At 67.2% G+C, this 12,796-nt stretch carries 9 protein-coding genes, 2 tRNA genes and 1 pseudogene; 3 read left to right on the top strand and 9 right to left on the bottom strand.

The window, feature by feature from the left end; all coding sequences use genetic code 11:
• Positions 1 to 4 precede the first annotated feature (4 nt).
• A complete protein-coding gene (gene leuC, locus AC1DFE_RS02445) occupies positions 5 to 1,459 on the bottom strand; it encodes a 3-isopropylmalate dehydratase large subunit (RefSeq protein ID WP_476904315.1) in 1,455 nt (484 codons plus the stop codon).
• A gap of 111 nt (positions 1,460 to 1,570) precedes the next feature.
• Here leuC and AC1DFE_RS02440 point away from each other — a divergent pair, with 111 nt between their 5' ends.
• The 3 genes and pseudogenes from AC1DFE_RS02440 (at position 1,571) to AC1DFE_RS02430 (ending at position 4,817) form a co-directional block, all read left to right on the top strand.
• A complete protein-coding gene (locus AC1DFE_RS02440) occupies positions 1,571 to 2,290 on the top strand; it encodes an IclR family transcriptional regulator (protein ID WP_043420062.1) in 720 nt (239 codons plus the stop codon).
• Between the two features lie 531 nt (positions 2,291 to 2,821).
• Positions 2,822 to 4,256, top strand: a pseudogene (locus AC1DFE_RS02435) (HNH endonuclease).
• A gap of 9 nt (positions 4,257 to 4,265) precedes the next feature.
• The gene (locus tag AC1DFE_RS02430; protein WP_476904314.1) at positions 4,266 to 4,817 is read left to right on the top strand and encodes a DUF1697 domain-containing protein; all 552 of its coding nucleotides are present in this window, start codon (positions 4,266 to 4,268) and stop codon (positions 4,815 to 4,817) included.
• Positions 4,818 to 4,823: 6 nt separating this feature from the next.
• Here AC1DFE_RS02430 and AC1DFE_RS02425 read toward each other — a convergent pair whose 3' ends face one another.
• From AC1DFE_RS02425 to AC1DFE_RS02390, 8 genes are all read right to left on the bottom strand, one after another.
• Complete coding sequence (locus AC1DFE_RS02425) at positions 4,824 to 6,437, bottom strand: GTPase (protein WP_476904313.1); 1,614 nt, start codon at positions 6,435 to 6,437, stop codon at positions 4,824 to 4,826.
• Positions 6,434 to 8,233, bottom strand: coding sequence for a dynamin family protein (locus AC1DFE_RS02420; protein ID WP_476904312.1), 1,800 nt, complete (start codon positions 8,231 to 8,233; stop codon positions 6,434 to 6,436). Before AC1DFE_RS02420 ends, AC1DFE_RS02425 begins: the two co-directional genes overlap by 4 nt.
• Positions 8,234 to 8,371: 138 nt before the next feature.
• Positions 8,372 to 8,444: transfer RNA gene (locus AC1DFE_RS02415), tRNA-Glu, on the bottom strand.
• 131 nt (positions 8,445 to 8,575) lie between these two features.
• Positions 8,576 to 8,647, bottom strand: a tRNA-Gln gene (locus AC1DFE_RS02410).
• A gap of 150 nt (positions 8,648 to 8,797) precedes the next feature.
• Positions 8,798 to 9,550: an HAD family hydrolase gene (locus tag AC1DFE_RS02405; protein WP_476904311.1), complete on the bottom strand. Its 753-nt coding sequence runs from the start codon at positions 9,548 to 9,550 to the stop codon at positions 8,798 to 8,800.
• Entirely contained in the window at positions 9,550 to 11,061 is a 1,512-nt protein-coding gene (gltX, locus tag AC1DFE_RS02400; protein ID WP_476904310.1) for a glutamate--tRNA ligase, read from the bottom strand. The genes AC1DFE_RS02405 and gltX overlap by 1 nt, the downstream gene beginning before the upstream one ends.
• A gap of 45 nt (positions 11,062 to 11,106) precedes the next feature.
• Positions 11,107 to 11,883: a fumarylacetoacetate hydrolase family protein gene (locus AC1DFE_RS02395; RefSeq protein ID WP_476904309.1), complete on the bottom strand. Its 777-nt coding sequence runs from the start codon at positions 11,881 to 11,883 to the stop codon at positions 11,107 to 11,109.
• Between the two features lie 18 nt (positions 11,884 to 11,901).
• Positions 11,902 to 12,699 carry an MBL fold metallo-hydrolase gene (locus AC1DFE_RS02390; protein ID WP_476904308.1) on the bottom strand — a complete coding sequence of 266 codons (798 nt, stop codon included), beginning with the start codon at positions 12,697 to 12,699 and terminating at the stop codon, positions 11,902 to 11,904.
• Between the last annotated feature and the right edge of the window lie 97 nt (positions 12,700 to 12,796).

The raw sequence follows: 12,796 nt of genomic DNA, 5'->3' as shown, positions 1-12,796 counted from the left end.
CTTCCTAGGCGGCGTCGGTGGTGAGGGCTGCGGATTCCGGTGCCGGGTCAAGGTCCGACGGCGAACTCAGCGTTCCGCGGACTGCCGTGGCGGCTGCGACTACCGGAGAAACGAGATGCGTGCGGCCGCCCTTGCCCTGCCGGCCTTCGAAGTTGCGGTTGGAGGTGGAGGCGCACCGCTCCCCCGGCTCCAACTGGTCCGGGTTCATGCCCAGGCACATGGAGCAGCCTGCAAAACGCCATTCGGCGCCGAAGTCCTTGAAGACCCTGTCGAGGCCCTCGGCCTCGGCCTCGAGGCGCACCCGCGCCGAGCCGGGAACCACCAGCATCCGGACCTTCGGGTCCTTCTCGCGGCCACGGATGATGTCCGCTGCCGCGCGCAGGTCCTCGATGCGCGAGTTGGTGCAGGAGCCCAGGAAGACGGTGTCCACCCGGATGTCCTTCATGGGCGTTCCGGCTTCCAGGCCCATGTACTGCAGGGCGCGTTCGGCGGCGGCCTTGGCGTTCTCGTCGCCGAAGTCTTCCGGGGACGGCACCTTGGCCGACAGCGAGACGCCCTGGCCCGGGTTGGTGCCCCAGGTGACGAACGGCTCAAGGGTGCTGGCGTCCAGATCGACCTCCACGTCGAAGACGGCGTCGTCGTCGGTGCGCAGCGTGTTCCAGTATTCGACGGCGGCGTCCCACTCCGCACCCTGGGGGGCATGCGGGCGGCCGTACATGTAGTCGTACGTGGTCCGGTCGGGAGCCACCAGTCCGGCGCGGGCGCCGGCCTCGATGGACATGTTGCAGATGGTCATCCTGGCGTCCATGGACAGCGCACGGATGGCCGAGCCACGGTATTCGAGGACGTAGCCCTGGCCGCCGCCGGTGCCGATCTTGGCGATGACGGCCAGGATAATGTCCTTGGCGGTGACGCCTGGGCGTAACGTGCCCTCGACGTTGATGGCCATGGTCTTGAACGGCTTCAGGGACAGCGTCTGGGTGGCCATGACGTGCTCCACCTCGGATGTGCCGATGCCCATGGCCAGCGCGCCGAATGCGCCGTGCGTGGAGGTGTGGGAGTCGCCGCACACCACCGTCATGCCCGGCTGGGTAAGGCCAAGCTGGGGCCCGACGACGTGCACGATGCCCTGCTCGGCGTCGCCGAGGCTGTGCAGACGGACGCCGAACTCCTCGCAGTTGTTGCGCAGGGTCTGGATCTGCGTCCGGCTGGTGAGGTCGGCGATCGGCTTGTCGATGTCGAGCGTCGGGGTGTTGTGGTCCTCGGTGGCGATGGTGAGGTCCGGGCGGCGCAGCTTGCGGCCGGCCAGGCGGAGACCCTCGAAAGCCTGCGGCGAGGTTACCTCATGGACGAGGTGCAGGTCGATGTACAGAAGGTCCGGCTGGGCGTTGGCGCCTTCGCCGTCGCCTTTGCGCACCACGTGCGCATCCCAGACTTTCTCGGCCAATGTTTTGGCCATGGCCATCTCCCTTCGATGCTGTTTGCTGTTGGATCCACTGAAACAGCAGACCCCTGCAATAAGCCAGTCAATTGATTTGCATCTCAGATAATGAGACGGCAATATCAGTACATGGACAATTCTAGTGGAGTCGGTGTCATTGATAAAGCAGCTCAGGTGCTCGACGCGCTTGAGGCCGGACCCACCACTCTTGCACAGCTTGTTGCTGCCACGGGACTGGCCCGGCCGACAGTGCACAGGCTCGCCTTGGCGCTGGTCCACCACCGCCTGGTGAGCCGGGACATCCAGGGCCGCTTTGTCCTCGGCAGCCGGCTTGTCGAGCTTGCCTCCGCCGCGGGCGAGGACAGGCTGATCGCCTCCGCGGGGCCGGTCCTCATGCAGCTTCGCGACGCCACCGGCGAAAGCGCCCAGATCTTCCGTCGCCAGGGCGACTGGCGCGTCTGCGTCGCCTCCGCCGAACGGCCGATCGGACTCCGCGACACCATTCCGGTAGGAACCCAGCTGTCCATGAAGGCCGGCTCTGCGGCCCAGGTCCTGCTCGCCTGGGAAGACCACGACCGCCTGCTAGAGGGCCTGCAGTCGGCGCGCTTCACGCCCACCGTTCTGGCGGGAGTACGACGGCGGGGCTGGGGCCAGAGCCTCGGCGAACGGGAGCCGGGGGTGGCCTCAGTCTCGGCACCTGTGCGTGGACCCTCCGGCCGCGTCATCGCAGCAGTTTCCATCTCCGGCCCCATCGAGCGGCTCACCCGCCAGCCTGGCCGGCTGCACGCCGAGGTCGTCTGCAACGCTGCCCGCGTGCTGACGGAAGCCCTGCGCAAGAACAACGACTAGCTCCAGTGTCGTGGTGCCCTGGAGGGACGCCAGCCCGGGGAGAACCGACCACGGTTTCCCACCCAACTAGGTAGCAGATTAGGGCGTTCCCAGGGCTGGTAACGCCCTAATCTGCTACCCAGTTTTCGTTCCAGGGCGGATCAAAAAACTTTTGGATTGTGCCCACATCTGATGCTGAATCGGGCCCTTATTGTCGTACCCCCTTGGCAGACTGTCCTTATGGAAGGCACCGGGAACCTTATGGAAGGCACCGGGAATTCGGTACTGACAGCAGCGGCGCCACACGCCGACGCGCTGCCGGCTGCCGCGGTTCCCGAGGTGCTTCTTCCGGAGGCAGTTTTTCCTCTTGACGTATATCCGGACGACGCATTCGTCGGTGAAGATCTTCCGTTTGATGGGTGGGACGGAGAGATTCCGTACGACGATGACCTCGATGCCGCGTATCCGGCGTCCTTTCCTGAGGACCCGTTTCCCGAGGCCCTGTTTGCCGATGTCCTGTTCACGGACGCCGCTTCCTCCAACGCCGTTACGATGCGGCCGCGGTTGGAGGACCGTGTCGCGGCGGCGCGTGCGCTCCTGACCGCCGATCTCGCCGCTGACAATGCCGGGCTGATCGACCAGCTCCACGCCTCCGAGAACGTCAAGAGCATGCTCTCCGGGCAACAGGCCAGGCTTACCGTCGAGTTCGAAGCGAGACACCGTCAGGAACACGCTGAACGTGGGGATGCCAGTTCCCGGACGCTGTCGGCCGAGGACCTGGGCAAGAAACGCCCCCAGGAACACACCACGGGCGTGGCCGAGCAGATCGCCCTGGCCCGCGGCGAGTCACCGCACCTCGGCGGCCGGCTCCTCGGCATGGCCAAGGCCCTGGTGATTGAGATGCCCCAAGCCTGGCGGCCCTGGACACGGGCCAACTCAATGAAGAGCGCGCCATGTATTTCGTGAAAGAAACAGCCTGCCTGACCGTCGAAGACCGGACCGCGGTCGACGAGGAACTGGCTGCGGATACGGGGACCTTCACCGGCGCAGGAACTCGGACCCTCATCGCCGCCGTGAAGGCCGCCGCCACCCGCAGAGACCCCCACTCCGTCACCCAACGCGCCAGCCATGCCGCCTCGGAACGGTCTGTGAGCCTGCGCCCGGCACCGGACTGCATGACCTACCTGACGGCGCTGCTGCCCGTCCACGAGGGCGTCGCCGTGTTCACGGCACTGACGCGGAACGCCGACACCCTCCGCGCCGGCGGGGACCCGCGCTCCCGCGACCAGATAAAAGCCGGCACCCTGGTCGAAAGGACCACCGGCACGCCGGGCGGCATCACTGGCATCGAACTCAACCTCGTCATGACCGACCGTAGCCTCCTGCAAGTCGACAGTGAACCCGCCCGGATCCCCGGCTACGGCATCGTCCCGGCGCCTGGACACGGGCTCTCGTCGGACAGGGTGAGGAGCAACGAGAAGGAGAGGGATTGGCTCAGGGCCAGGGTTTGGCTGGACGTCAGGGCCAACGCGTAGCCGAGCGTCACGATTCCGGCTCACCGGATGGCATCCAGCCCCCGGCGGGCAGTCAAGGTGGTGGCACGAAGGACGCAGTGAAGGAACTGAAGATCTGGCTCCGCCGCCTCTACACAGCCCCGGAGACGGGCGATTTAGAGGCCCTGGACTCCCGGCGGCGGTTCTTCCTGCCACCGCTGCGGCGCTTCATCCAAATCCGGGACGACACCTGCCGGACCCCGTACTGCGACGCCCCTATCCGCCACCACGACCACATCATCCCTTGGCACGACGACGGCCCAACATCCCTCGCCAACGGGGCGGGACTCTGCGAAGCGTGCAACCACACCAAAGAACTCCCCGGCTGGAAAGCCCAACCCAGACCAGGACCCCGGCACACCTACGAAATCACCACGCCCACCGGACACACCTTCCACTCAATGGCACCACCGCTACCGGGAACCGGGCAGTAGGGTGGGCGCATGACCAGCTATGCAGTGTTCCTCCGAGGCATTAACGTGGGCGGCATCAACATCAAGATGGTGGACCTCAAGGAAGCCCTCAAGGCGGGACCGTTCACGGGCGTAAAGACCCTGCTGGCCAGCGGCAATGTGGTGCTGGCCAGCCATCTCAACCCCGCAGCCGTCAAGAAGGAATTCGAGGCAACCCTGCGGAAGGCGTTCGGCTACGATGCCTGGGTGGTGGTGCTGACAGCGGACCGCGTGTCAGAACTCGTTGCCGCCTGCCGCTACCCAGCCGACAACAAAAGCACGCACACCTATCTCACCCTGGCCTCGAACACAGCCGCGCTGGATGAACTGTTCAACTCAGGGAAGGCCCTGGACGGCGCAGAGCAGGAGCGGCTGGGTCCCGAGGCCATGGCCTGGCTGGCGCCCGCCGGCGGTACACTCGAGAGCCCGTTCAGCAAACTGACTGCCAAGCCGAAGTACAAGGCTTCCACCACAACACGGAACCTCCGCACCATGATCAAGGTCCGCGACGCCGCCGCAGCTTTGGAGACGGCGGCGGGTTGAGCAGAACTAACCCGCGGCAGCCCGCAGCGCCGCGTTGAATGCCTCCAGCCGCCGGACCTCCGCCTCGACCGGTTCCACCACCAGCCGGCCCGCCACCTCTGCCACGGCAGCGTTGAGCCGCTTCCGGGCCTGCGCGCCCCGGCGGCGCGCCACGCCGGCAGAGATAAATTTGGCTGTCACGGCAAGCAGGATCCCCAGCGCGGCTCCGCCGGCAATCATCAGGGTGGGGACCGGCCAGCCTTCCACCCGCGGCACGTCCGGAACGGGCAGCTGGAGGTAGCCGAGACCGGCAAGCACACCCAGCCACCCCAAGCCGACAACGGCCGTTAACAGCGCCAGCCACTGGATGACGTTAAACGCTGCCCACCACCAGGACCTCCGGCCGGCACCGAGGTCCGCCCGGGCAATGGCCTGGTCAAGGGCGTCCGGCAGGCGGTCCCTCCCCGTCCGGGCCGCCGCGCGGATGGATGCCCGCCAGGGGCCCGGGGCACCGTCACTGGCGGCGTCGGCAAACTGCCGGACCGCAGCATCAGTCCGCGCGCGCTCCGGAGCACCCGCGGGCGGCAGGGATGTCCGGTTCACCTCGGCGCTGGCATTGCGGCGCAGGTTGAGCCGGCGGAGCGGATCGGGCCTCAAACGGACAAGCCACCGCGTCACGGGCCAGCCTGTGCGCCGGGTGGACTCGATCAGGTACGACGCGGACACAGCATCGGCCACCAGAGGCACGTTGGCGGCCGTCGCCAGTTCTTCGGCCAGCAGGGCAGCCGTGCCGCTCTTGACGCCGGCGGCTTCCCCACGGCCCGAGGATTCCTCCAGCTGCGCCGCCGCCTTGGTCACGTCCGCGGACAGCCGCAGCGATAGCGCTTCCCGCTGGGAAACGACCCGGCGAATGGCAGCCCGGACACCGTCAACCCCCGCTCCGGTCAGTGCGGAGACCGCCAGGACCCGGACCTTGGCTAGCCCGTCGCGGGCCAGGATCCCCCGCAGCGACTCCAGCACGGGCTCAACGTCCCCGGGCGGGAGCCTGTCCACCTGGTTCAGCACCACCAGTGTGACGGCACCGTGTGATGCCAGCGGAGCCAGGAAGCCGTTATGTACGGCGGCGTCAGCGTACTTTTGCGGGTCCAGCACCCAGACCAGAACGTCAACCATCCCCACGAGCCGCTCCACGATCTCCCGGTTCGCGGTGCGGGTGGAATCGAAGTCGGGCAGGTCCAGCAGGATCAGCCCGGTATCCTCGTCGGCGAATCCGTCCACGGGATCTGCGAGGTGGCGGGCCCGCACGTCCAGCCAGTCGAGCAGCGGCTCACTGCCGTCGGCGCCCCAGACGCTCGCCAGGGGTTCGGAGGTGGTGGGCCGGCGCGCCGCCGCCGTCGCGATCTCAGCGCCGTTTACGGCGTTGAACAGGGTGGATTTTCCGCTGCCGGTCGCACCGAAGAAACCGACCACCGTATGGTCGGCCGAGAGCGACCGACGCGACCGGGCACGCTCCAGCACGCCGAGTACGTCCTCGAGGTCGGCATCGGGCAGCACGCCTTCGGCCAGTTCCCGGGCCTTGCCCAAAGCCTCGAGACGGCCCTGCAGCCGCGTCTCTTCCTTCGCCCTCCCCCGGCGGTTCATGTGGCGTCCGCCAGCCGGGTCAGCGCCCGCGCATGTTCGGCGAGTTCGACGGCGGCGTGTCCGGCTTCCGGGTCCAGCCGGTCCAGGAAGCGCTCCTGCTCGGCCGCCAGCAGGCCACGGCACCTGCTGCTCAGGTCCTCGCGGGCGGTACGTGCCAGCCGGCGGACGGCGTCCTCGCCGAAAACGGCTTCCAGAAGTTTCTGGCCTACGACGGCGGTGCCTCCGGCGACGCCGATCTCCAGGCCGGTCAGCCCGGCGGTCATGGAGAAAACCACGATCATCAGGGCGGCGCCGAGGCCGTTGATGCCGAAGGAGAGCCACCGGGCCTGGGTCCGTTTCTCCTGCCCTTCGGTCCTGATCAGCTCCATGAGGTCGGCCTGCCAGTCGCGTATTTCCGCGGCCACGAGGTCGGCGAAGCCGGGGCTCGTTCCCGAGAGGTCGTCCGTGCCCAGGAGCTGCCGGCCCGCCGGGTCCGAGCGCCAGCGCTGGTCTGCGTCCTCCGCCGCCTTGGCAGCCTCATCCAGGATGACGGCCTGGAGGCCTGTTTCGATGGCGGTTTCCACTTTTACGGCGGGCGCGGGCTCGCCGCGGAAGAAGGCTCCGAGCCGGTCGCGGAACCGCCCGACGTTCTGCTCCAGGCTCCGGAAGAACTCACCCGTTCCCACGAAGTCCTGCCAGCGGGCCAGGACCTCCCCGCGGAGCAGGGCCCCGTCCCTGGTGGCATCAATGATCCGGGTGCCGGCGTCCTGGTAGGCGGCCCGCACGTCGTCCCCCAACTGGACGGTTGCGCGGCCCTGATCCGTGGCGGCCTCAGCGATCCCCCGGACACGCAGGGCAAGCTCCCGCACTGCGCCGTGGAGCGTCCGCCGCACGATGTCGGCGCGGGCAACGGCGTCGGCGGCGAGGCCACGAAGCCAGGTCTGCAGGGGCTGCACCGTTTCCGCCGGCAGCATGCCGGAACCGCCAAGGTGGACTTCCGGGATGACGAAGAGTCGGGCGGCTCCAAGGCCCTCCCGCGCCAGCATGCTGCGCAGGTCCTCGCTCACTTCGGCTTCCGCAGCCGGCGGCACGCGGTCGAGGACCACCGCCACCATGATGTCCCTTGAGGCCGCGTTCAGCAGCAGCTTCCACGGTACGGCGTCAGCGTAGCGGTTGGCGGTGGTCACGAAGATCCACAGGTCCGCTGCCGCCAGCAGCTGTCCGGCGAGCCTGCGGTTCTCGTCGGATATGGAGTCAACGTCCGGAGCATCAAGCAATGCAATGCCCTGCGGCACGGCGGGCTCACCCACGAGGACCAGTGATGAGACGGGCGCAGTGTCTGTTGATGGGCTGGCCTGACCGGCCGGCCCGGGTGTGGCGGCGGTCGTGCGGGAGGTTCCCGGGACCACGGTTCCGCGGATCCGGCTGAGTCCGGGCAGTACCCGCTGGTCCTCGAACCAGGCGGCCTCCGAGGGATGGTGCAGAAGGATGGGCTGCCGGGTGGTGGGCCGAATGGCGCCGGCGCGCGTGACCGGATGGCCGACGAGCGCGTTCACGAGCGTTGATTTGCCGGCCCCCGTCGAGCCGCCGACGACGGCCAGCAGCGGAGCGTCCAGGCTGCGATAGCGCGGCAGGATGTAGTCGTCAAGCTGGGCCACCGAGTTCCGGATCTCCAGCCGCGCCTGGTCTGCGGTTGGCAGTGCTAGCGGTAAAGAGACAGCTGCCAATTCCCGGCGTACCTCCTCCAGGAGGCGAACGCCGGCAGACGGCGTTTCCAGTTCCTGGCTGCTGGCTGGCGGGATCCGGTTGGAGTTCACAGCCTCATCATGCCAGTTGAGGCAGGATTTCGGAGGAACGCGTGGCACGACCCGGCTTGGCTAACCGGCCAGCGGTTCCGCAGACTTTTCGGACAAAGCAAAACCGGCCCCGGGCTGTTGCCCGGAGCCGGTTACCTGTGACCCCAGCGGGATTCGAACCCGCGTTACCGCCGTGAGAGGGCGGCGTACTAGGCCGCTATACGATGGGGCCATGTACTTTCTGATCAGCGTCTCCGCCGATCAAGCCAAGTTAGTGTTTCACACATTTGGCGTTTGTTCCAAATCGATTATTTGCGATTCAAAACACCCGAAAATCTGCGGACAACCCGTAGAAATCCAGAGCTGGGATACCAGGACTCGAACCTAGAATGACGGTACCAGAAACCGTAGTGTTGCCAATTACACCATATCCCATTGGCACTTTCGGGCCGGTCGAAAGTCTCTATCTTTCGCTCCGTGCCCCTCAGCACGAGTAATTACTCTACCCGAGAGTTTTGCCCTGCACAAATCGGCGACCCGTTACCTGCGCCACACTTTAGGGAGCAGGCAACGGGCCCGAGCCCACTAGCTGGAACCTGCCGGCAGCGCCAGAAGTTCCAGCAGGGAGGTGATCTCCTGCCCCTGGAAATCCGGGGCCTGCTCCCCGCCGCGGTTGAGCCAGATGCCCAACAGTCCTGCCGCCGTCGAGCCTTCAGCGTCGAGCAGCCGGTTGTCTCCGATGTAGAGCGTGGCGGCAGGCGTGCTGCCGATCAGCCGGACGCCCTCAAGGTAGATGGCGGGGTCCGGCTTGGGGACACCAACGGTGTCGGTGCCGACGAGGAACCGGATCCGTTCCAGGCCGGCACTGTCCAGCTTCACCCGCTGGTAGTCGTGCACGTTGTTGCTCACGGCCCCATAGGGAATGCCAGCCTGGTCCAGGACGTCGAGGAACGGCAGGACGTCCTCGAAGGCCCGGACGTAACTGGGCTGCAGCCGTGAGTACGTGCTCAGCCAGTTGTGCGATTCGTCCCCCTCGCCCATTTCGACGCCGAAATGGCCCAGGGCCGCGCGGCCCCTGAGCAGTCGCTGCTCATTAAAGGTCAGTTCACCGGCGAGGTAGCGGTCATAGTAATGGGTCGTCTCGTGCGTGAAGATCCGCCCCACCTTCTCCCACCCGGCCTGGTCCAGGCCGGGCAGGAGGTGTTCGCTGGCGTCCCGCAGCGCCGTGGTCATGGCGTAGGCAAGGTCCACGAGGGTGTCATCAATATCGAACAGGACGCCGCTGACCGCCCCGAGGCTACGGGACAGGACGGCGGTTTCCACTGCGGGCTGTGACATCAGCCGCGGAAAGCGCGCAGCCGCGCCAGGGACGAGTCCTTGCCCAGGATAACCATGGACTCGAACAGCGGCGGGGAGATACGGCGGCCGGAGATCGCGGTCCGCACGGGACCGAACGCGAGCCGCGGCTTGATCCCCAGGTCCTCCACCAGCGCCTGCTTCAGCGCGGACTGGATGTTTTCCGCGGTCCAGTCCCCGACCGGCTCGAGGGCAGCCAACGCCGCATCAAGGACCTCGGTGACGTTTTCCGGCAGGCCCTTGCGGGCGTCGTCCGCGACGTCGATTGCGTCGTCGGACTTGAACAGGAACGCCAGCATCTCCGGCGCTTCGCCGAGAAGGGTGATCCGCTCCTGGACCAGGGGCGCGGACTCCGTCAGGATCTCCTCCTGGCGGTCGGTGAGGGTCTCCCCCACCAGGCCCGCGTGCCGGAGGTACGGGACCAGCCGTTCGCGGAAGACTGCAGGGTCCAGCAGCCGGACATGCGTTCCGTTGATCGCTTCGGCCTTCTTGAGGTCGAAGCGGGCCGGGTTGGCCAGGACGTCATGGATGTCGAAGTTCTTCACCAGCTGCTCCACCGTGAAGATGTCCTCGTCGGCGCTCAGGGACCAGCCGAGCAGGGAAAGGTAGTTCAGCAGGCCCTCGGGGATGAAGCCGCGTTCCCGGTGCAGGAACAGGCTCGATTCGGGGTCGCGCTTGGAAAGCTTCTTGTTGCCCTGGCCCATCACATATGGCAAGTGGCCGAACTCCGGCATGTATTCCGCGACGCCCACCGCATACAGCGCGCGGTAGAGGGCGATCTGCCGCGGCGTCGAGCTGAGGAGGTCTTCGCCGCGGAGCACGTGGGTGATGCCCATGAGGGCGTCGTCCACCGGGTTGACCAGGGTGTAGAGCGGAGCGCCGTTGGCGCGGACAACGGCGAAGTCCGGGACAGAGCCAGCCTTGAACGTGATCTCGCCGCGGACCAGGTCGGTGAACGTGATGTCCTCGTCCGGCATCCGCAGCCGCAGCACGGCTTCCCGGCCCTCGGCCTTGAATGCCGCAACCTGCTCATCGCTGAGGTCACGGTCAAATCCGTCGTAGCCCAGTTTCGGATCCCGTTCGGCGGCGCGGTGGCGCGCCTCGATCTCCTCCGGCGTGGAGTAGGACTCGTAGATGTGGCCGCCCGCCCGGAGCTTGGCGATGACGTCCTGGTACAGCCCGCTCCGCTGCGACTGGCGGTACGGCGCATGGGGCCCGCCCACCTCCACACCCTCGTCCCAGTCAATGCCGAGCCACTTCAGGGCATCCAGCAGCTGGTGGTAGCTCTCCTCGCTGTCGCGCGCCGAGTCCGTGTCCTCGATGCGGAAGATCATCTTGCCGCCGGTGTGGCGGGCGTAGGCCCAGTTGAACAGCGCGGTGCGGATCAGCCCGACGTGCGGGGTGCCGGTGGGTGACGGGCAGAAGCGGACGCGGACGGGCGTTTCGGGGGTGACGGCAGGAATGGCAGCAGACGCGGCGGAGGGGGTAGTCATAGTGATACCAACTTTACCAACCGGGCAGCGCCACCCCGTCCCCCGCTAGCGGCGGACTACCGGGTTCGACAGGCGGCCGATGCCCTCGATCTCCACTTCGTACCTGTCGCCGGCCTGGACGAGGCCGACGCCTGCCGGGGTTCCGGTCATGATGACGTCGCCGGGCAGCAGGGTGAAGGCGCTGGAGACGATGGAGACCAGTTCGCGGACGCCGCGGATCATCTGGGAGGTGCTGCCGTCCTGGCGCAGTTCGCCGTTGAGACGGCCCTTGATGGACAGGTCCTCGGGATCAAGTTCGGTTTCGATCCAGGGTCCAAGGGGCGCGGAGGTGTCGAAGCCCTTGGCGCGGGCCCACTGCAGGTCTGTCTTTTGGACGTCGCGGGCGGTGAGGTCGTTGCCGCAGGTGTATCCGAAGATCACGTCGTCGGCGCGCTCCTCCGGCACATCCTTGCAGATGCGGCCAATGACAACGCACAGCTCCGCCTCGAAGGACACTTCCTCGGAGAACTCGGGCAGGACCACGGGATCGTTGGGACCCACCACGGCCGTGTTGGGCTTCAGGAACAGCAGCGGCTGCTGGGGTACTTCATTGCCGAGTTCGTGGGCGTGCTCCACAAAGTTGCGCCCCACGCCGATCACCTTGCTGCGCGGAATGATAGGGGCCAGCAGGCGGACATCCTCCAGCTTGTGCCGCACGGACGTGCGTTCGACGCCATTGAAGAACGGATCGCCATTGATGACAGTGATTTCCTCACTGCCGGGCTGGCCTTCAACAACGCCGTAAAGGGGATCAGAATCTGCTACAAACCGGGCAATACGCATGGCTCCAAGCCTACAGTCTTAGTCCCTCTGCCCCAGGAGGCGCAGGTATTCCAGCTGTGCCGCCACGGAGTTCTCGGCGGCGCGCCGGACGGAAGGGTCGACGTCGGCGTACACAATACTGGTGACCTCCCCTGCGGCGGCGTCCCGGCCGAGACCGTCGAGGGCCCTCCGGATCTGGGCCAGCCGGTCCAGCCGGTGGTCCCGGTAGGCGCGGACCACTGCGTCGAGTGCCGGCAGGACGGGGCCGTGGGCGGGCAGGACCGTGGCCGGCCCCAAGCGCTCCAGCCGGTCGAGGGAGGAGAGGTAGTCCGCAAGTGTGCCGTCCGGGTGGTCAAGGACGGTGGTCCCCCTGCCCAGGATCGTGTCGCCAGTCAGCACAGACCCGGCGGGGCCGTCGAGGGGCAGGTGGAAGCAGACGGAGTCGGACGTGTGCCCGGGGGTGGACACCACGCGAATCTCGGTGCCGCCGGCGGCGATGGTCTCCCCCGGCTGCAGCACGGCTCCTCCATGGCAGTGCTCGGCAGCGGCGGCCCGGACCGGGGCACCCGTGATTTCGGCGAGGCGGGCCGAGCCGGCGGTGTGGTCCGCGTGCCGGTGCGTAATCAGGATGAGCTCCACGGGAGCGGCAGCGGCCAGCGCCTGAAGGTGAGTCTCATCCACCGGTCCCGGATCAACCACCACTACCGTCCCGTGGCCCGGCTCCACGACGATGTAGGAGTTGGTCCCCTCCAGGCTCATCGGCCCCGGATTGGGCGCGAGGCGGAAGCGTGTCAGCGGGCTGCTGTTGGTAAGGGCACTGCTGGAGTCCTGGTTCACAGGTTCATTCTGTCATCCGGGAACGAGCGACCGACGGGAGCAGAACGACGGCGGGCGGCCGGTGGGCTGCCGAAACAGCCCAGCCGCCCACCCGCCG

Source organism: Arthrobacter sp. 05T423, assembly GCF_056396245.1.
Note: the sequence above shows the minus strand (reverse complement) of the source record. Positions and strands in the feature narration are given on the sequence as shown.